The organism is Geobacillus sp. WSUCF-018B (genome assembly GCF_002809985.1).
Lineage (GTDB): Bacteria > Bacillota > Bacilli > Bacillales > Anoxybacillaceae > Geobacillus > Geobacillus thermophilus.
On sequence record NZ_PIJF01000029.1, the window covers coordinates 1 to 19,216 of the forward strand.

Genomic DNA, 19,216 nt, shown 5'->3' on the forward strand with positions numbered 1-19,216 from the left:
ACGGATACAGAAATATCCAGCGTTTTGCATTGCGGGTTCGGCTAGAAACAGCTAACATACTTTCATGACAGGTGCAAGTACATCTTTTGGTGATGAACCCATATTATTGAAAGAAAAAGACCGTAACCGGCAACTGAATACCAATGGCTCCATTCGGCCGTGTGGGTGAACAAACCGTACGTCTCGGCTTTGGCCTCCAATGCGGCCGCCAATGCCGACAATGCAGCGATGAGCCCCATGCGCCCAAGGCGGCTAAGCCGCTCCATGAGGGCAAGAAAGAAGACGGTGCCGAGCGGAAGAACGACGGCCGTAAAGAAAATATCGATCGAAAAGACAGAAGGAAAGGGCCGTTTCGGGAACGCATACAGCCCTTTTCCCACGAAATACAAATCCAAATACGTCCCCGTCCAAGACGCAAGCAGCGCTGAAGCCACGTAGGCGCGGCGGCTAGCGCGCATGAAAGAAGAATAGCCAACCATCCGTACGAGGCCGTGATGGAACGCTGCCATGCCAGAGTGCAGCCACCTTCCATTGTCGGCGGGAAACGAAATGCGCCGGCACAAACATGCGCTTTTCTCTTTCTCTCACAGAAAAACCCGACAATTGCCGGGATTGAATCAGTCGGTTAATATATATAGAATATTTAGATAATTATGAACAAAAAGATTCCGTTTATGTGAGGGAAGGAGAAGGATAGGATGATGAAAGGCTGCCGGGTGATGGTTGTGTTGCTCGGATTATGGTTTGTGTTCGGCCTATCGGTCCCGGGAGGGCGGACGGAAGCGGCATCTCCACGCGCCAATGATGCACCCATCGTGCTTCTCCATGGGTTTACCGGATGGGGGCGAGAGGAAATGCTTGGATTCAAGTATTGGGGCGGCGTGCGCGGCGATATCGAACAATGGCTGAACGACAACGGATATCGAACGTATACGCTGGCGGTCGGACCGCTCTCGAGCAACTGGGACCGGGCGTGTGAAGCGTACGCCCAGCTTGTCGGCGGAACGGTCGATTATGGCGCGGTCCATGCGGCGAAGCACGGCCATGCGCGGTTTGGCCGCACGTATCCGGGGTTGCTGCCGGAATTGAAAAGGGGTGGCCGCATCCATATCATCGCCCACAGCCAAGGGGGGCAGACGGCCCGTATGCTTGTCTCGCTCCTAGAGAACGGAAGCCAAGAAGAGCGGGAGTACGCCAAGGCGCACAACGTGTCGTTGTCGCCGTTGTTTGAAGGCGGACATCGTTTTGTGTTGAGCGTGACGACCATCGCCACCCCTCATGACGGAACGACGCTTGTCAACATGGTTGATTTCACCGATCGCTTTTTTGACTTGCAAAAAGCGGTGTTGGAAGCGGCGGCTGTCGCCAGCAACGCGCCGTACACAAGCGAAATATACGATTTTAAGCTCGACCAATGGGGGCTGCGCCGCGAGCCAGGCGAATCGTTCGACCATTATTTTGAACGGCTCAAGCGCTCCCCTGTCTGGACATCGACCGATACCGCCCGCTACGATTTATCCGTTCCCGGGGCTGAGAAGTTGAATCAATGGGTGCAAGCAAGCCCGAATACGTATTATTTGAGCTTTTCTACCGAACGGACGTATCGCGGAGCGCTCACAGGCAACTATTATCCCGAACTCGGAATGAACGCATTCAGCGCGGTCGTATGCGCTCCGTTTCTCGGTTCGTACCGCAATGCGGCGCTTGGCATTGACAGCCATTGGCTTGGGAACGACGGCATTGTCAATACCATTTCGATGAACGGTCCGAAGCGTGGATCAAACGATCGAATCGTGCCGTATGACGGGACGTTGAAAAAAGGAGTTTGGAATGATATGGGGACGTACAACGTCGACCATTTGGAAGTCATCGGCGTTGACCCGAATCCGTCATTTAATATTCGCGCCTTTTATTTGCGGCTTGCCGAGCAACTGGCGAGTTTGCGGCCTTAAAACGAGTATTTTGCGAAAAAGCCATCTCGATCGGATGGCTCTTTTTTTTGAGGAGCAAGCTCTTGAGTTGTATGACGGCCGCGGATGTCCGATGGTATAATAGGGGCAAAGCAAGCGGGTGGGGGAATGGACGTGAAGCCGCCTGAGCGGCAAAAGGAACGGTATACGTATCAAGATTATGTCAAGTGGGACGGATGGTGGGAGCTGATCAACGGCGTGCCCTACAACATGGCACCGGCCCCTTCATTTGTCCGCCAGTCTATCGTCGGTGAATGGTATGTCGCTTTGCGAGCGTTTTTTCGCGAAAAAGGATGTGCGGTTGTCATGGCGCCGTTTGATGTGCGGTTCGATGAACAGGCCGACTATGAACAAGCCAAGCATGTCGTGCAGCCAGACATCTCGGTCATTTGCGATCAAAGCCAAATTGGCAGCCGAGGCTGCGATGGTCCGCCTGACTTGGTAGTGGAAGTGCTTTCGCCGAGCACTGCGCTGAAAGATCGGAACGAAAAATATAAGCTGTACGAACAGTTTGGCGTCAAGGAATATTGGATCGTCGACCCGCTGCATCGGACGGTGGAAGTGTACGGCCGCGGTGAGAAAGGGTATGAGAAGCGGAGCGTCTTTGGCGAAGGCGATGTGCTCGTCTCGTTTTTGTTCGCTGATTTGACGGTTTCGCTGGCTGGCATATTTCAAAATATAGAGGGTGAGGGATAACGATGCGGTTAGCGGAAGAGGAAGTGCAAGCACTGCTTGAAAAAGCGGACGGCTGGAAGCTGGTCGATGAGCGGTGGATTGTGAAAAAATACCGTTTTCAAGACTACTTGCAAGGAATCGAGTTTGTCCGGCGAATCGCCGCGATTTCGGAAGACGCCAACCACCACCCGTTCATTTCGATCGACTACAAGCTTATCACCGTGAAACTGTCTTCATGGCGGGCGAAAGGGCTGACGAAGCTCGATTTTGACTTGGCGAAGCAGTATGATGAGGTGTATAACCAGATGAAGCAGGGGGAAGGGGAATGATGGCGCATCGCACAGCCCTCGTCACCGGAGCGGCGCGGGGGATCGGTTATGAAGTGGCGAAAACGTTGGCAACCAACGGCGTGAACGTCGTGCTTGCCGACTTGAAGCAGGAAGAGGTGGAACAGGCGGCAGAGTCGTTGCGGCAGCTAGGCTGCGAGGCCGTCGGCGTCAAGTGTGATGTGACGGCGGAAGAAGAGGTGAAACAAACGATCCATGAAGCGGTCAAACGGTGGGAGCGTCTCGATATTGTCGTGAACAACGCCGGTTTGCAATATGTCGCCAATATTGAAGACTTTCCGACCGAGAAGTTCGAGCAGTTGATCCGCGTCATGCTCGTCGGCCCGTTTTTGGCCATTAAGCATGCGTTTCCGCTGATGAAGGAGCAGCGCTACGGCCGCATTATCAACATGGCGTCGATTAACGGATTGATCGGGTTTGCCGGAAAAGCCGCCTACAACAGCGCAAAACACGGGGTGATCGGCTTAACGAAAGTGGCGGCGCTAGAAGGGGCACCGTACGGCATTACGGTGAACGCACTTTGTCCGGGGTATGTCGACACAGAACTCGTCCGCAATCAGCTCGCTGATTTGGCGGCGACGAGAAAGGTGCCGCTTGAGAAGGTGCTCGAGGAAGTGATTTACCCGCTCGTGCCGCAGCGGCGGCTCTTGTCCGTTGAAGAAGTCGCCCATTATGTTCTCTTTTTGGCAGGCGAACAAGCGAAAGGAATCACCGGCCAGGCGGTCGTGATCGATGGCGGGTATACGGCGCAATGAAGCGCGATAAGCCCTTAGCCTCGCAAATGGCTAAGGGCTTGTTGCTTGGTCGTTCAGCTGAGAGCGAATTCAAAGCTCGCGAGGATTTTGACTTCTTTCCCGACGAGGAATCCGCCGGTTTCGAGCGCGACGTTCCATACCAACCCGTAGTCTTCGCGGTTGATCGTTCCTTCGACATCAAAACCGACCGAGATGCCGCCGGTGAGCGGGTTTTTCACTTGGCCGTTGTATTCGACTTTGAACGTTTCCGTTCTCGTCACGCCGCGGATCGTCAGCTTCCCGGTCACTTCATATTCCGTGTCGGACAGCTTGCGCACGGATTCACTGACAAACGTAATGGTTGGATAGTTCTCGACATCGAAAAAGTCGGCCGAGCGGAGATGGTTGTCGCGGTCGGCGTTTTTCGTGTCGATCGAGGCGGCATCGATCGTCGCTTTGACTTTCAGCGACTCGAGTTCGTTGATGTCGCCTTCGACCTCAACGTCAAAGTTGGTGAATTCCCCTTTCGCTTTGGAGATCATCATATGTCTTACTTGGAAGGCGACAGAGCTGTGCGCTTTGTCGAGTTGGAATGTTGTCATCGCTTTTCCTCCTCTTTATGATTCATATTCGCACCACTATCATAACAAATGTATATCTCGAAATCAAATATTTTTTATTAAAGATTATTAGTATGGAGCACAGGGGGCTTTCCATGATAAGATGAAAGAAAAATGATGTGCGGAAAGGGAGAATAAGATGAATGAAATCGGCCTTTTAGCGAAAATCAAACAGCAAATGGAACGGTTTTCACCGGCGGAAAAAAAGATAGCCGCCTACATTCTCGACCATGCCGAACTCGTGCCGAATATGACGACGAAGGATTTGGCCCAGGCGGCTGACACAAGCGAAGCGAGCGTCGTTCGTTTTTGCAAGGCAGTCGGCATCGGCAGTTTTCCTGGATTGAAACTGGCGCTTGTCCGCGAGTTAACAATGGCCGATATGAGCATTAACGATTTTCCAATTCTTGACAAACCGGTTTCCCCGTATGAATTGTTTACGAAAGTGACGTATGTCAATAAGGCCGCGATTGAAGCAGCGACCACGACGCTTGATAAGCGGGAGCTGGAGAAGGCGGCCGCGGCGATTGCCAACGCCGGCAAGCTGTTGTTTTATGGGGTTGGCGGCTCTGCGGCCGCCGCGATGGATGCCAGTTATAAGTTCACGAAACTTGGCTATATGGCGGTGATGTCGCCCGATTTCCATGTAATGCTTCCATTGGTTGCCCATTTGAACGAAGGAGATGTGTTGGTAGCGGTATCGACGTCGGGAAGGACAAAGGACGTATTGGAGATCGCCCGATTCGCGAAAAAGCAGAAGGCCACTGTCATCGCCATCACGAAGCTGGATTCAACGTCCCCGCTGTATAAAGAAGCGGATATTAAATTGGCGCTGCCGGATGTTGAGCAAGACCACCGCATCGGCAGCATGGCATCGAGAATGGTGCAGCTTAATGTGATTGATGCCTTGTATTTAATTACGTTCCATCGTGTGGGAAGCCGGGTGATCGAACGGTTTCACGAGACAAGAGAAGAAGTAGTGCGGTTGCGAAGATAAAGCGGGCTTGAGACGAGCCTGCTTTGCTTTTTGTGGGAATGTTTCAAATAAAAAAAGAATAGATTGATATTTTATTTCATAAATTTATAATATAAATATGAAATATAATTTCTAATTTCGGTAAAGAGGTGACGAGATTGTTCGAACGTCTAACTACGGAACAAGGCAATGAAAAAACGAAACATTTGGATGAAATGACGACGAGAGAAATTTTACAAGCGATGAATGAAGAAGATCAGACAGTGGCGGCCGCGGTGGCCAAACAACTGGATTCCATTGAGAAGCTCGTACATATTGTCATTGCCGCGTTTCAGAGAGGAGGAAGACTTATTTATGTTGGAGCAGGAACGAGCGGCCGGCTTGGTTTGCTTGATGCCGTTGAATGTCCGCCGACGTTCGGCGTTGATCCCAAGATGGTGCAAGCGGTGATCGCCGGGGGGCGAGAAGCGGTGGCCAATGCAGTTGAAGGAGCAGAAGATGATGAAGAAGCGGCCGTCCGCGATCTCGAGGCAGTGGGCTTGACGGCAAACGATGTAGTCGTTGGCATTGCGGCAAGCGGACGGACGCCGTATGTGGTGAGTGCGCTTCGCTACGCTAAGAAAAGAGGAGCAGCAACAGGAAGCATCGCCTGCAATCATGGGGCGGAAATGAGCCAATACGCCGATGCGGCAGTGGAGATTGAAACTGGTCCGGAAGTGCTGGCGGGTTCGACTCGCCTCAAGGCTGGAACAGCGCAAAAAATGGTGCTCAATATGATTTCGACCGCTTCTATGGTTGGCATTGGCAAAGTATACGGCAACTGGATGGTCGATGTGCAAGCGACAAACGAAAAGCTAAAAGAGCGAGCAAAGCGGATTTTGATGGAAGCGACGGGAGTGAGCGCCGACGAAGCGTCCCGTTATTATGAACAAGCAAATGGGGAGGTGAAGACAGCGATTGTGATGATTTTACGTGGGTGTCGTTATGAAGAGGCGAAAGAGCGGCTGCAAAAAGCCGGCGGTTTTGTGCGCAACGCGCTTAAATAACGCGGATAAGGGGGAGAGGAACGATGAACCGAGAACAACAAATGGCGGCAACGATGCTTTCGCATTTAGGGGGGAAAGAGAACATTGCCCGCATCGCTCACTGCATGACGCGGGTGCGCGTGTCGTTGCGTGATCCGGATCAAGCGGATATTGCCGCCCTGAAACGGGTTGAGGGAGTCATGGGGGTGATTGAAGACGAAACGCTGCAAATCGTCGTCGGTCCCGGCATTGTCAACAAAGTGGCGGCCGCGTTATGCGAGCTGACTGGTCTGGAGCTTGGGGAAGTGATCGAGGATGGGCTTGAGGACATCGCGGAGCGGACAAAAGCGAAGGTCAAAGCTCGCCAACAAACGCCGCTAAAGCGGTTGTTGCGCAAAATCGGCAGCATCTTCATCCCGCTCATCCCTGGTCTGGTCGCCTCAGGGATCATTAACGGAATCGCCAACTTTGCGAAAAACGCCGGCGTTGATCCACAGACGACGTGGCTGCAGCTGTTGCTTTTGATTGGCGGCGGCATTTTTGCTTCCCTTGGTGTGCTGGTCGGATACAATACTGCCAAAGAGTTCGGCGGTACTCCCGTATTAGGAGCGATTGCCGGCATTCTCGTCTTCAACCCGGCGCTGGCGGATGTTAAGTTATTTGGGGAAGCGCTTACACCAGGGAGGGGAGGGCTGTTTGCCGTCTTGCTAGCAGCATGGTTGATGGCGGTCATCGAAAAGCGTGTTCGCCAATTTGTCCCAAACGCGGTCGATATCATTGTGACACCGTTGATTACGGTGCTTATCGTCTGCCTATTTACCTTGATCGCTGTACAGCCGATTGCGGGGTGGCTGTCGATGGCGATTACAACTGGCTTGAAAGCAGTGCTCGATGTGGGTGGGGTGATTGCCGGCGCGGTGTTGGCCGGAACATTTTTGCCGCTTGTCATGGTTGGACTGCATCACGGTCTGACACCAATTCATATGGAATTGATTCAAAAACTTGGTTCCACCCCGCTGTTGCCTATTTTGGCGATGGCTGGAGCGGGGCAAGTCGGAGCGGCGATCGCTGTCTATGTGAAGACGAAAAATCAAAGACTCCGCAACATCATTAAAGGAGCGCTGCCAGTCGGGTTTTTAGGCATCGGGGAACCGCTGTTGTATGGGGTGACATTGCCGCTTGGGCGGCCGTTTGTCACCGCATGCCTCGGGGCGGCGGTCGGCGGTGCGTTTCAGGCGGTAATGAAGACTGCGGCGCTCGGCATCGGCGTGTCTGGGCTGTCATTGATTCCGCTCATTGCTGATGCGAAATATGTGACGTATTTCGTCGGACTGGTCATTTCCTATGCGTTTGGGTTTCTGTTTACCTATTGGTTCGGGTTTAAAGAGGAAATGGCAGAAAATATATAGAGAGGGATGGCGATGCTTTCCTTTTCCTTTTATCTTTTTCAACCGTTTGAACAAATCGAAGAAGCGTTTCGGAAAGCGGTGAGTTTTGGAGCGAGGGAACTGTTTACTTCGCTCCACCTTTTGAAGGGAAAAGAACTAGGCGAGCAAGAGAAGCTGAAATGGATCGGCCGGCTCGCCCGCCGCTACGGCGTGGGAGTGGTAGCAGACGCCACCCCCGCCGTGCTTTCGTACTTGCCAGCCGACCCTGACGTTGCCAAGGCACTCAGCGAGTGGGGGATGGTCGGACTGCGGCTTGACGACGGCTTCTCGTGGGATGAAACGGTGCAGCTTTCGAAGCAGATGAAAGTCGTATTGAACGCCAGTACGATCACAGAACGCGAAATTCAGGAGTTGACATCACGACAAATCGACTGGGCGGGTGTGGAAGCATGGCATAACTTTTACCCGCGCCCGGAAACTGGGCTTTCGGGCGACACGCTCATGAAACAAAACCGAATGTTGCGCCAATGCGGCATAGCATCAATCGGGGCCTTTGTCCCTGGCAACGCCCAAAAGCGCGGTCCGCTTTACAAAGGGATGCCGACGTTAGAGGATCATCGGGAAGCGGATCCGGTTTCTGCCTATATCGAGCTGCGCGAAACGTATAAGGTGGAAAAAGTGTTCGTCGGGGACTTATCGGTGTCAGACGATGTGCTCGAGCGAATGGCGTGGGTGCGGCAAGGAATCATTCCTATTCGCTACCGGCCGATCGTATCAGCCCCCTGGCTGTCTCTTGTCGAAACGGTGCACACGAATCGGCGTGACGCGGCCCGTGATGTGATTCGCTCAGTTGAATCGCGCCGCACCTTTGCATGGCCGCAGGAGGCGTTGCATCCCACCGAACCGGTGCCGCGGCCGATCGGGAGCGTGACGATTGACAATGAATGCTACGGTCGTTACGCTGGGGAACTGCAAATCACCTTAACGGATCTTCCTGCTGATGACAACGTCAATGTTATCGGCAGGGTGATCAAGGAAGATGTACCGTTGCTTCGCCGCATTCAAGGCGGCCGCCTGTTTTGCCTTATTCGTTGTAATTGAAGGGAGGTGCAGTTGGCACAAGGAAGGAAAAGGTTGACTTGTCCTCAGGGCCGTCCCATCATCATGCGGAAGACAGGCAATTTAACAGGAAACGCAACTTCAACATCCCATGTTTCAAGTTGAACGGCGTTGAATACATCGGTGCTCTTCTTTGGCATTCGAGGGTCGTGAAGGGATGGTGATTTCCCGTCCCTAGGTGCGCCTCAACTCAAGAAAAAGACCCATCAAAAGTAAGGCAAATGTCTTTGCAAATCAGCAGTCGAGAATTATAATGGGACATGAAGAATTTGGCATTGATGGATGCTGAAAGGAGAGGAAACCGCAAATGAAGTATCGAAAACTCGGCCGCACGGGGCTGAAAGTCAGTGAGATTAGTTTAGGCAGCTGGCTTACATATGGAAATTCGGTAGAAAAAGAAACCGCGATCCGCGTCATTGACAAGGCGTACGAACTTGGCATCAACTCGTTTGACACGGCGAACGTCTACGCGCGCGGGGAAGCGGAAAAAATCGTCGGCGAGGCGCTGCGCAAATATCCGCGCGAATCGTATGTCATCGCGACGAAAGTGTTTTGGCCGATGGGCGACGGCCCGAACGACCGCGGCCTGTCGCGCAAGCATGTGTTTGAGCAGCTCCATGCGAGCTTAAAGCGGCTGCAACTGGATTATGTCGATATCTACTATTGCCACCGCTATGACAAAGAAACACCGGTCGAGGAGACGTTGCGTACGATCGACGACCTCGTCCGCCAAGGAAAAGTGCTGTATGTCGGCGTGAGCGAATGGACGGCCCAGCAAATTCAAGAGGCGCTCGGCGTGGCCGACCGCTACCTGCTCGACCGGATCGTCGTCAATCAGCCGCAATACAACATGTTCCACCGCTATATTGAAAAGGAAGTCATCCCGGTGTGCGAACAAAACGGCATCAGTCAAATCGTCTTCTCGCCGCTCGCGCAAGGGGTGCTGACCGGCAAATACAAGCGCGGCCAACAACCGCCAGCGGACAGCCGCGCCGCCGACCCGAAGGCGAACGCCTTTATTCAGCGGCTGCTGAATGATGACGTGTTGGCGAAAGTCGAACAGCTCGAAAAAGTCGCCGCTGAGCTTGGCATTACGTTGTCCCAGCTCGCCCTCGCTTGGGTGCTGCGCCAGCCGAACGTCGCCAGCGCCTTAATCGGCGCCAGCCGCCCGGAACAAGTCGAAGAGAACGTCAAGGCGGTCCATGTTGTGCTCAGTGATGAGGTGCTGGAGAAGATTGAGGGGGTTTTGGCGTAACAGGCCAACGAGCCGTTCTCCCGAAGATAAGGTTTGCGTCGGGAGGATGGCATTTTTTATGGCTGTTGATTGTGTTTAGGAGGACTTTTATTTGCCTTTGTTGAAATAAACAGCGCCATTGTACAAAAATAAGGGCAAATTTTATTTTTTATATTGACTGTTCGGAAAATTTTGATTAACATAAAAATATCAGGCCTGATGAACTACATTGATAAACGATGTTTTATAATATAAAACAAAATCGATTTAGATGTTTTTAATTTTTTTCATTGTTTTCAAAACTGATTTTTACTATATCAAACCACACGATGGCAGTTTTTTAAACAGGCATCTTCCGACGTTTAGAAACAGGTCAGAAACTCGTCTTTTGAAAGTGTTTTCTGAAAGCGCTTAATCTCCAACTTAGTAGTAGTTAACCCTCATATTTTTTCTCTAATAAAAACAGCGTTGCAAAAGGAGTTGATGGTATCATGAGACGAATGGCAGTTTTTTCGGTGATCTTATCCCTGTTGCTTCTGTTACTTTCCGGTTGTGGGAGTTCCGGATCCAAATCAACGGCCGGAGGGAAAACAGGTGGAACTAGGGTAATCAAGGTGGCCAATTATTTTGCCGAAAGTCACCCGCAAAATGTTGCGTTGCGTGAAAAGTTTAAAAAGATCGTTGAAGAGAAATCTGGCGGCAGTCTTAAGGTCGAGATTTATCCTAATAGTGCTTTAGGTGCAGAGCAGGAGTTTTACAACGGTGTTCGCAATGGCACGATTGAGATGGGGATTCCGGGGTTGATTATGCAAAATGACATCCCCAAAATGGGAGTTCCTGAATGGCCGTTCTTATTCAAAGATTTTGAACATGTTAAAAAAGTGTTGAATGGTCCGATCGGGAAAGAAATTACTGCAGAGCTTGAGGCGAAACATGGTGTTGTTCCGCTGGCGTGGAGTGCAAATGGGTTCCGGATGTTTTCTTCAAATAGAACGATCGACTCAATCGACGATTTTAAAGGATTGCGCCTGCGGATGCCTAATATCCCGAACTATATTACGATTGGAAAACTGTTGGGAGCTAACGTGACACCATTGCCGATTTCGGAAGTGTTCACTGCTTTAGAGCAAAAAGTGGTAGATGGGCAAGACAACCCAATTGCGACATTGCGGGCTTCCGGGTGGTACGAAGTTCAAACAGATGTATTAGAGTCCAAGCATATGTTTAGCCCAAATGTGTATGTGGTCAATAAAAAGTTTTGGGACAGCTTGACGGACGAACAACGGAAAATTATTCAAGAAGCAGCTAAAGAGGCAGCCAACTATGAATTTGAGCTGATGGAAAAAAGTTACGAAGAAGACAAGAAGTTTTTGCAAGAGCATGGGATTAAATTCACCACTCCTAACGATGAGTTTGTGAAGCAGATGGAAAAAGCTGTGCAGCCGCTCTATGACGAGCTGTTCAAAAAATATGACTGGGCCGAAGACTTGTATAAGAGAATCAAAGCAGAGGCGGAATAAGATAAGCCAAAAGTCAAAAGGGTGATGGAGAATTGTTCAAAAAGGCAGGGAAATTTTTGGATGGCGCTCTGAATGTATTGATGGCCGCGACGCTTGCTTTCATGTGCATTTTGGTATTCGGCAACGTCGTGCTCCGCTACGCATTTAACTCCGGCATCACGTGGTCGGAAGAAATGTCGCGCTTTCTCTTCGTTTGGATGTCGTTTCTTGGAGCCATTGGCGCTTTGAAGGACCATGACCATTTAGGCGTCGACACATTGGTAAGAAAACTGCCGACCAGTGCTAAGCGCATCGTATTTGTTATCAGCAATGTCATCGTGCTGTATGTGCTTTATTTACTGTTGGACGGAAGCTGGAAAATTACGCTCAGCAGCGTCGGAAGCCGGGCTCCGGCGACCGGCCTGCCGATGGCGTTCATTTATGGGACCGGGCTTGTCGTGAGCATCGGCATGGGCCTCATTATTTTGTACCATTTGTATCAGGCGCTGTTTCGCCCCGGGGCGATTGAGGAGCTGACGAGAATGAAAGAATCGGAAGAAGAAATCATGACGGCCGCTCCCGTCGAGCACGAAGCGGCAGAATGGGCGCACGGGCGAACGCAAGGCGCCGCTGGAGGTGAGCGGTAAATGGCGTTGGTCGTTTTTATCGGGTCGCTGTTAGGGGTCATGGCGCTCGGGATGCCGATCGCGTTTGCGCTCTTGGTCAGCGGCGTCGCCTTGATGTTTTATTTGGACATTTTTGATACGCAAATCATCGCGCAAAACTTGATCAGCGGCGCAGACAGCTTTCCGCTGATGGCGATTCCGTTCTTTATGCTCGCCGGGGAGCTCATGAACGCCGGGGGCATTTCGAAGCGGATCATCCGCTTTGCGATGGCGCTTGTCGGCCATATCCGCGGCGGGCTCGGGTATGTGGCGATCATCGCGAGCGTGTTGTTCGCCGGGTTGTCGGGGTCGGCGGTGGCCGATACAGCGGCGCTTGGGGCGATTCTCATCCCGATGATGGTCAAAGCTGGGTACAACCGCAACCGGTCAGCCGGCCTTATCGCTGCCGGCGGCATCATCGCCCCGATCATCCCGCCGAGCATTCCGATGATCATTTTCGGGGTCACAAGCGGCGTGTCGATCACGAAGCTGTTTATGGCCGGCATTGTTCCCGGGATTTTGCTTGGCATTTCACTGGCCATCTGCTGGTGGTGGGTGACCCGAAGAGATCAAGTGGAAGTGCTTCCACGTCAGTCGGCGAAAGAGATTTGGCGGGCGACCCGCGAGGCGTTTTGGGCGCTGCTGCTGCCGGTGATCATTGTCGGCGGGCTGCGCGGAGGGGTGTTTACGCCGACCGAGGCGGCGGTCGTGGCCGCGTTTTACGCGTTGTTTGTCGGTCTGTGCATTTACCGCGAGCTGAAAGTGAAAGACTTGTTCCACGTGCTCGTGGCCGCGGCGAAAACGACGAGCGTCGTCATGTTTTTGGTGGCGGCCGCCATGGTGTCGGCCTGGCTCATTACAGTCGCCAACATTCCGTCGATCGTGACAGATGTGCTCGCGCCGCTCATCGACCATCCGCTCGCGCTGCTTTTGGCCATTAACGCCTTGGTGCTGTTGGTCGGAACGGCGATGGACTTGACGCCGACAGTGCTCATTTTGACGCCGGTGCTGATGCCGATTATTGAAAAAGCGGGAATCGATCCGGTGTACTTCGGGGTATTGTTTATTTTAAACAACTGCATTGGGCTGCTCACGCCGCCGGTTGGCACGGTGCTGAACGTTGCCTGCGGGGTGGCGAAAATCAACATGGAGGACATCATGAAAGGAGTTTGGCCGTTTTTGCTGGTGGAGACGCTTCTGTTGCTTCTGTTGATTTTCTTCCCGTCTCTCGTCACGGTGCCGCTTGGGTGGTTTACGGGCAGTTGATGAATATTCCTATTAAATAGTAAGGGGGTTGCGAGGACTATGAAAAAAAGAAATGTGATCCGAAAGATAATGACCGGCTGCATAGCTATGGGCTTGCTTTTCCTGACCGCGTGCAGTTCAGGAACGACTCAAGGGGGGAATACCGCCAAGACCGAATCGGAAGGAATTCAACCGCGAGTGATTAAAGCGGGAATTGGCTTGAACGAAGACCATCCACAAGGCCAAGGATTGCTCAAGTTCAAAGAGATTGTTGAGGAAAAAAGCAGCGGCAAAATGAAAGTTCAAACATACTTCAGTGCTACTTTAGGCGATGACTTAAAAATGACAGAAGCACTTCAGGCTGGAACACAAGAAGTTACAATCCCATCGACTTCACCGCTTGTTGGGATGATCAAAGAGTTCGGCATTTTCGATTTTCCGTTCCTCTTTAACACACCTGAAGAGGCTGACGCTATTTTGGACGGGCCGATAGGCCAAAAATTGTTGGAGAAACTGCCGGAGCACGGGTTGATTGGGCTTGGTTACTGGGAAAATGGATTTCGGAACGTAACAAACAGCAAACACGCCATCAAGACAGCCGGCGATTTTAAAGGATTGAAGTTGCGGACGATGCAAAACGAAGTGCATATTGATGCGTTTAAAGCGCTTGGCGCCAATCCGACACCGATGCCTTTTTCAGAAGTGTTCACAGCACTGGAAAGCAACACTATTGATGGTCAAGAAAATCCATTGGCAACGATTAAGTCAAATAAATTTTACGAAGTGCAAAAATATTTGAGCTTAACCAAGCACGTTTACACTCCATTTGTATTCCTCGTCAGCAAGAAGTTTTGGGATCAGTTATCGCCTGAGGAACAAAAGATTTTACAAGAGGCTGCAATTGAAGCTGGAAAATATCAACGGCAACTGAGCCGCGAAGAGGATCAAAAAGCATTGGAAGAGTTGAAAAAGACAGGGATAAACATCAACGAAGTCAGCGATCAAGAACGTGAAAAAATGGCTGAAATCATTAAGCCAGTTGTTGAGAAATACGCGAAAGAGTTCGGCGAAGATTTAGTGAACGAAATGTATGGCGAGCTGGACAAGATCCGCAATCAAAAATGATGTTGTTGGAAGAGGGCAATGGCTGGTTGCTCTCTTTCCTTGCCTCTTGTTGTAAAGCGAGGGAGAAAGAAGACTGGCTTGTTGTGATGATCGGCTTGCCAAACTATATAGGTTGTAATAAAGAAATTCCGACCTCCATGTCCGTCTTTACTTTATCACCTAACAAGCTGGCACGGTGGCAAGAAGAGCGAACAATGCCATGTTAGAAAATGAGGGAAGAAAAAATGAAGATTCTTGAGCAAATGCTTAAAGATGTGCCCATTCCTAAAATGGCAAAAGTTCGTCAAAACTTTTATGCCCCGGAAATTCGGGATGTTCCCAAGGCGGTGCATCAAAGCATTCGCCAAGCGAACGTTCTCCAACGCATTTCCCCTGGCGACCAAGTGGCAATCGCTGTTGGAAGCCGCGGCATTGCCGATATCCCGATCATTGTCCGGGAAGTGGCAAACGCGGTAAAGCAAGCAGGCGGCGTCCCGTTTATCGTACCGGCAATGGGAAGCCATGGAGGGGCGACGGCGGAAGGACAGAAAGAAGTGCTTGCCCATTTAGGGGTGACAGAGGAATTTGTCGGGGTTCCGATCCGCTCAAACATGGATGTTGTGGAAATCGGGAAGTTGGACAATGGGCTGCCTGTTTATATAGACAAACTGGCCTACGAGGCGGATAAAATCGTTGTCGTTAACCGAGTAAAGCCCCATACGGCTTTTCGTGGACCGGTGGAGAGCGGATTAATGAAAATGATTACGATCGGCCTCGGCAAGCAAAAGGGGGCGGAAGCTGCCCACCAATATAGCTTTAAGTATATGGCGCGGCATGTAGTTGAGATGGCAAAAATCGCCATTCAACGGGCACCCATTGTGTTTGGCGTGGCTGTGCTGGAGAATGCGTATGATCGCCCAGCCAAAATCGTGGCGATTCCGGCCGAGCAGTTTGAAACGGTGGAGCCTGAGTTGTTGATTGAGGCGAAGTCGCTTATGCCGAAGATTATGTTCACTCCGCTCGATGTGCTTGTTGTTGATGAAATCGGGAAGGATATTTCCGGCGACGGCATGGATCCGAACATTACCGGCAGGTATGCGACTCCTTATGCAAGCGGTGGTCCAGACATTGCGCGAATCGTCGTCCTAGGTTTGTCGGAAAAGACCGACGGCAACGCCAATGGCATTGGATTAGCCGATATCACAACTAAAAAAGTGAAAGACCAGATCATTTGGGAAAAAGGATTTGCAAATGCTTTGACGAGCACGGTCGTTTCAGTAGTTAAACTGCCGATGTTTTTCGAAACGGAAGAGTTGGCGGTAAAAGCAGCGATTAAAACATGCAACGCCTTTGATCTAAGCAAGGTGAGAATGGTGAGGATCAAAAACACGCTGGCGCTTCGGGAGATTTGGGTTTCTGAAAGCCTTTTGGATGAGGCGCGTCAAATGGAAGAAATTGAAATTTTGTCAACGCCGATGGAAATGGACTTTTCCATAACAATAGAACATTAAGGGGGATGTGTAATGCCAGCGGTTACTTACCCGCGCATTGAGAGCCGAGTCAATCCATACCGTGACAACGTCCAAGGAAAGGCCAACGAGCCGATATGCGTCGCCGGGCTGCTCGACCGGGCGAAACAAATTTTAGGCCCTGAACTAAAAGGAGTGCAACCAGACTGGACGCTGGAGGAAATTTATGACCGGCTGCATCATAATGCTCCGAGAATTGCGATTATTGGCGGGTCGCCTGACCATCCGGCCCACATTATGGATTTTCAAACGATCGCCCGGGCGGCGATTCGCATTTGGCAAAATGGCGGTGTGCCGTTTCAATTTTCGACACCGGTGATGTGCGACGGGACGGCGCAAAGCAATCAAGGCATGAGCTATTCGCTGCAAAGCCGCAACGCCGTGGCGCAAATGATTGTAAACCAACTGGAAGCGCACAGCTACCACGGGGCGTTTGTCATTCAAGGGTGTGACAAGCAGCCGCTTGGCGTAGTCAGCGCGTTGGCCCATCTTGACCGCGTCCGCCGCGAGCGGGGGGAGCCGCCTTTCTTCGCGACATTTGCGCCAGCCCATGTATTAAAAGGCGGGACGATTCCGCCTAAGTTGTATGCCGAGCTGGAAGAAGTCGCCCGACGGGCGGAACTTGCCGGGGAAGAAGACATTGCCTATGACTTGCGGGATGCGCTTGCGTATATTTTGCAGTGCTCTTCCAACACGGCGTTTCAAGGGGTGCTCGAACGAGCGAGAGGAAAAGGGCTCATCACGAAAGAGCAGCACGAAGACTATGAAAAACGGTTGGCGGTAGCGACCTGTGACAGCCAAGGCGGAGTGTGCGCCTTTAACGGAACCGGCAACAGCTCCCGGCATTTGATCGCCGGATTGGGATTGATTCATCCCGCCTTGGAATTGCTCGCCGCCCCGCCGACGCAGGAACAAATCAATATGGCGTTGGACAGCCTCGCCCATTTAATGAATGATCCGGTGTATGGAGTGGCCAATATTATGGCGGCCAACATCAAAAACGCGATTCGCATCCACAGCGCCACCGGCGGATCGACGAACATTATGATGCATATTGTGGCGGCTATGCTTTATGGGGGCTATCAGTTCGACCTGTGGGAGTATGATCGCATCCATCATGAAGTGCCAGTGCCGGATTTATTTGACTATAGTTTAACGGAAGGAAGAGACATTTTCGCACTGGCTGTTCAGTGCTGCAGCGGGAAGATCCGGGGAATGGAAACAGTATTCCATGAACTGATGAACAATGGGGTGCCGATGGATGTGGATGCTCCGACGGTAACCGGAACGACATGGCGGGAAAGACTGTCTGTCAACCAAGCGCAGCTGTCGGCGCAAAACGTCGAGCACAATCCGGTCATCTTATCCAAACCGAGACGGCCGTTTAGCGGAGTCGACGTGTTGTCAGGCAACTTCTTTGAAAGTGCGGTGGTGAAAATCAGCGGCATGGCGACAAGGCAAATTGACGAGTTTGACAAGAAAGTCGCCTTTGTCCTGTATTACGAGAACGAAGACGATGCCAACGAGGGGCTGCTTGATGTTCATTTATTGGAAAAAATCAAACAAAACCGTTGTTTTCACCATCAAAGCTTGCTCGCTGTCTTGAAACATAACGCGCCGCATTTGTTTGAGCCATTGAAAGATCATGAATATGACGACCTGTTTGATGCGATGGCAAGGGAAGGGGCGCTGAAAATCGCGGTTGTGATTGCCGGCCAGGGGCCAGAGGCATTTGGCATGCCGGAAATGTTCACCCCGATGCAGCATATTAACGCGAACAGACAGCTAAAACGGATCGCGACGCTGATCAGCGATGGGCGCTATTCAGGCGTCACGTATGGAGCGGCCATCGGACATATGACGCCGGAAGCCATTCGCGGCGGAGGCATTTTGTATTTAAAAACGGGGGATCTTCTCTACATTGGCCTTCGTGAGCGGAGAATCGAATTTATCAATGAATTGGCGTTCCGAAATGGAACTCTACGGTTCGAGTTTGAATCGATCAAGCAGGAAAGAACGGAAATCGCCAACCAACGCGTGGCGGCGATGCGCAAGCGCCAACGGCGGATTGCGGCGAGCAACCGATTGATTGGGCATACCGATGCCGCCCATGGAGTTGTTCCGCTGCCGATTGCCGAAGAGGCCGTGTATGACTACAAAAAGGATGTGGTCCTTCCTACAGTCAAACGATCATAACGGGAGGATTGAAGTGATTTATGCCTTTCACCCTCCTGTATTATAATAAAGTTAAGACGAATTTCTCAGTTGCCCAGGTCATAAGAATTCTAGCAAAGAGGGTGAAAGCATTGCCATTAATTCAGGCAGTTGATCGTGCTCTCCGTATTCTAGACTTATTTGATGAATACGAAACAGAGTTAAAAATCACTGATATCAGCGAGCGGATGCAGCTTCACAAAAGCACGGTGCATTCACTGTTGAAAACGCTGCAGCACCATCATTATATTGAGCAGAACCCAGAGAATGGGAAATATCGATTAGGAATGAAGCTGTTTGAGCGGGGAAACCTCGTCATTCGTCATCTTGACATCCGCTCTATTTCCAAAAAGCATTTAATTGATCTTTCCATTAAAACGGGGAGCACGGTTCATTTGGTGATTTTGGATGGAAAAGAAGGCATTTATATCGACAAAGTCGAAGGAACATCTGGGACGGTGCTGTACTCCAGAATCGGGAGAAGAGTTCCGATTCACAGCAGCGCAGTAGGGAAGGTGCTTGTCGCCTTCAAAAGCAATCAGGAACTGAAAGAACTACTGCGCGGCTACGTTTATAAGCGCCACACAGAAAACACGATCACGAACGAAGAGGAGTTTTTGAAAGAGCTCGAGAACGTAAGGAATAACGGCTATGCGCTCGACAAAGAAGAAAACGAACCAGGGATCACTTGTGTGGCTGTTCCGATTCGCGACCATTCTGGGAATGTGATTGCGGCGATCAGCATCTCTCAGCCTTCGGCGAAAATAACGGACACCGTGCTCGAGGAAGAAATCCAGCTGCTGCAAAATGCGGCTGAACAGATCTCAAAAGAAATGGGGTATATGAGCCCTAGCCGTTTATCTGTGTAATGA

The 19,216-nt window shown here is 51.3% G+C and carries 18 protein-coding genes; 16 read left to right on the plus strand and 2 right to left on the minus strand.

Going from position 1 to position 19,216, the window contains the following annotated elements; all coding sequences use genetic code 11:
* Positions 1-62 precede the first annotated feature (62 nt).
* Positions 63-509, minus strand: coding sequence for a CBO0543 family protein (locus CV944_RS09885; RefSeq protein WP_233204989.1), 447 nt, complete (start codon positions 507-509; stop codon positions 63-65).
* Positions 510-701: 192 nt separating this feature from the next.
* Here CV944_RS09885 and CV944_RS09890 point away from each other — a divergent pair, with 192 nt between their 5' ends.
* The 4 genes from CV944_RS09890 (at position 702) to CV944_RS09905 (ending at position 3,747) form a co-directional block, all read left to right on the plus strand.
* Positions 702-1,952, plus strand: a complete 1,251-nt coding sequence (locus CV944_RS09890; RefSeq protein WP_100664127.1) for an esterase/lipase family protein — start codon at positions 702-704, stop codon at positions 1,950-1,952.
* 126 nt (positions 1,953-2,078) lie between these two features.
* Entirely contained in the window at positions 2,079-2,666 is a 588-nt protein-coding gene (locus CV944_RS09895; protein WP_100664112.1) for a Uma2 family endonuclease, read from the plus strand.
* A 2-nt stretch (positions 2,667-2,668) separates the two neighbouring features.
* Entirely contained in the window at positions 2,669-2,974 is a 306-nt protein-coding gene (locus tag CV944_RS09900; protein WP_100664113.1) for a 4a-hydroxytetrahydrobiopterin dehydratase, read from the plus strand.
* A complete protein-coding gene (locus tag CV944_RS09905; RefSeq protein ID WP_021322426.1) occupies positions 2,971-3,747 on the plus strand; it encodes a 3-hydroxybutyrate dehydrogenase in 777 nt (258 codons plus the stop codon). Before CV944_RS09900 ends, CV944_RS09905 begins: the two co-directional genes overlap by 4 nt.
* Positions 3,748-3,800: 53 nt before the next feature.
* Here CV944_RS09905 and CV944_RS09910 read toward each other — a convergent pair whose 3' ends face one another.
* A complete protein-coding gene (locus tag CV944_RS09910) occupies positions 3,801-4,328 on the minus strand; it encodes a YceI family protein (protein WP_015375055.1) in 528 nt (175 codons plus the stop codon).
* A gap of 157 nt (positions 4,329-4,485) precedes the next feature.
* Between CV944_RS09910 and CV944_RS09915 the strand changes: the two genes are divergently transcribed.
* From CV944_RS09915 to CV944_RS09970, 12 genes are all read left to right on the plus strand, one after another.
* Positions 4,486-5,343 (plus strand): MurR/RpiR family transcriptional regulator, encoded by an 858-nt coding sequence (locus CV944_RS09915; protein ID WP_100664114.1) that lies wholly within the window; start codon positions 4,486-4,488, stop codon positions 5,341-5,343.
* A gap of 137 nt (positions 5,344-5,480) precedes the next feature.
* Positions 5,481-6,368 carry an N-acetylmuramic acid 6-phosphate etherase gene (gene murQ / locus CV944_RS09920; RefSeq protein ID WP_033009755.1) on the plus strand — a complete coding sequence of 296 codons (888 nt, stop codon included), beginning with the start codon at positions 5,481-5,483 and terminating at the stop codon, positions 6,366-6,368.
* Between the two features lie 23 nt (positions 6,369-6,391).
* On the plus strand, positions 6,392-7,756 hold the full coding sequence (locus CV944_RS09925; RefSeq protein WP_050367369.1) for a PTS transporter subunit EIIC: 1,365 nt from the start codon (positions 6,392-6,394) through the stop codon (positions 7,754-7,756).
* A gap of 12 nt (positions 7,757-7,768) precedes the next feature.
* Complete coding sequence (locus CV944_RS09930) at positions 7,769-8,836, plus strand: MupG family TIM beta-alpha barrel fold protein (protein ID WP_100664128.1); 1,068 nt, start codon at positions 7,769-7,771, stop codon at positions 8,834-8,836.
* 325 nt (positions 8,837-9,161) lie between these two features.
* Positions 9,162-10,109 (plus strand): aldo/keto reductase family protein, encoded by a 948-nt coding sequence (locus CV944_RS09935; protein WP_100664115.1) that lies wholly within the window; start codon positions 9,162-9,164, stop codon positions 10,107-10,109.
* A 470-nt stretch (positions 10,110-10,579) separates the two neighbouring features.
* Entirely contained in the window at positions 10,580-11,608 is a 1,029-nt protein-coding gene (locus tag CV944_RS09940) for a TRAP transporter substrate-binding protein (RefSeq protein WP_100658996.1), read from the plus strand.
* 80 nt (positions 11,609-11,688) lie between these two features.
* Complete coding sequence (locus tag CV944_RS09945; protein ID WP_100659031.1) at positions 11,689-12,234, plus strand: TRAP transporter small permease; 546 nt, start codon at positions 11,689-11,691, stop codon at positions 12,232-12,234.
* A complete protein-coding gene (locus CV944_RS09950; protein WP_100658997.1) occupies positions 12,235-13,518 on the plus strand; it encodes a TRAP transporter large permease subunit in 1,284 nt (427 codons plus the stop codon).
* 39 nt (positions 13,519-13,557) lie between these two features.
* Positions 13,558-14,622 (plus strand): TRAP transporter substrate-binding protein, encoded by a 1,065-nt coding sequence (locus CV944_RS09955; protein WP_100658998.1) that lies wholly within the window; start codon positions 13,558-13,560, stop codon positions 14,620-14,622.
* A 224-nt stretch (positions 14,623-14,846) separates the two neighbouring features.
* On the plus strand, positions 14,847-16,112 hold the full coding sequence (locus CV944_RS09960; RefSeq protein WP_100658999.1) for a nickel pincer cofactor-dependent isomerase, group 22: 1,266 nt from the start codon (positions 14,847-14,849) through the stop codon (positions 16,110-16,112).
* Between the two features lie 12 nt (positions 16,113-16,124).
* On the plus strand, positions 16,125-18,326 hold the full coding sequence (locus CV944_RS09965) for a dihydroxy-acid dehydratase domain-containing protein (RefSeq protein ID WP_100659000.1): 2,202 nt from the start codon (positions 16,125-16,127) through the stop codon (positions 18,324-18,326).
* A 110-nt stretch (positions 18,327-18,436) separates the two neighbouring features.
* Positions 18,437-19,213 (plus strand): IclR family transcriptional regulator, encoded by a 777-nt coding sequence (locus tag CV944_RS09970; protein ID WP_100659001.1) that lies wholly within the window; start codon positions 18,437-18,439, stop codon positions 19,211-19,213.
* Positions 19,214-19,216: the final 3 nt, after the last annotated feature.

What these genes read in the sequence shown, in the direction of transcription:
- CV944_RS09885 (WP_233204989.1), bottom strand. Translation starts at nt 509, where the DNA reads ATGGCAGCGTTCCATCACGGCCTCGTACGGATGGTTGGCTATTCTTCT.
- CV944_RS09890 (WP_100664127.1), top strand. Translation starts at nt 702, where the DNA reads ATGAAAGGCTGCCGGGTGATGGTTGTGTTGCTCGGATTATGGTTTGTG.
- CV944_RS09895 (WP_100664112.1), top strand. Translation starts at nt 2,079, where the DNA reads ATGGACGTGAAGCCGCCTGAGCGGCAAAAGGAACGGTATACGTATCAA.
- CV944_RS09900 (WP_100664113.1), top strand. Translation starts at nt 2,669, where the DNA reads ATGCGGTTAGCGGAAGAGGAAGTGCAAGCACTGCTTGAAAAAGCGGAC.
- CV944_RS09905 (WP_021322426.1), top strand. Translation starts at nt 2,971, where the DNA reads ATGATGGCGCATCGCACAGCCCTCGTCACCGGAGCGGCGCGGGGGATC.
- CV944_RS09910 (WP_015375055.1), bottom strand. Translation starts at nt 4,328, where the DNA reads ATGACAACATTCCAACTCGACAAAGCGCACAGCTCTGTCGCCTTCCAA.
- CV944_RS09915 (WP_100664114.1), top strand. Translation starts at nt 4,486, where the DNA reads ATGAATGAAATCGGCCTTTTAGCGAAAATCAAACAGCAAATGGAACGG.
- CV944_RS09925 (WP_050367369.1), top strand. Translation starts at nt 6,392, where the DNA reads ATGAACCGAGAACAACAAATGGCGGCAACGATGCTTTCGCATTTAGGG.
- CV944_RS09930 (WP_100664128.1), top strand. Translation starts at nt 7,769, where the DNA reads ATGCTTTCCTTTTCCTTTTATCTTTTTCAACCGTTTGAACAAATCGAA.
- CV944_RS09935 (WP_100664115.1), top strand. Translation starts at nt 9,162, where the DNA reads ATGAAGTATCGAAAACTCGGCCGCACGGGGCTGAAAGTCAGTGAGATT.
- CV944_RS09940 (WP_100658996.1), top strand. Translation starts at nt 10,580, where the DNA reads ATGAGACGAATGGCAGTTTTTTCGGTGATCTTATCCCTGTTGCTTCTG.
- CV944_RS09945 (WP_100659031.1), top strand. Translation starts at nt 11,689, where the DNA reads ATGGCCGCGACGCTTGCTTTCATGTGCATTTTGGTATTCGGCAACGTC.
- CV944_RS09950 (WP_100658997.1), top strand. Translation starts at nt 12,235, where the DNA reads ATGGCGTTGGTCGTTTTTATCGGGTCGCTGTTAGGGGTCATGGCGCTC.
- CV944_RS09955 (WP_100658998.1), top strand. Translation starts at nt 13,558, where the DNA reads ATGAAAAAAAGAAATGTGATCCGAAAGATAATGACCGGCTGCATAGCT.
- CV944_RS09960 (WP_100658999.1), top strand. Translation starts at nt 14,847, where the DNA reads ATGAAGATTCTTGAGCAAATGCTTAAAGATGTGCCCATTCCTAAAATG.
- CV944_RS09965 (WP_100659000.1), top strand. Translation starts at nt 16,125, where the DNA reads ATGCCAGCGGTTACTTACCCGCGCATTGAGAGCCGAGTCAATCCATAC.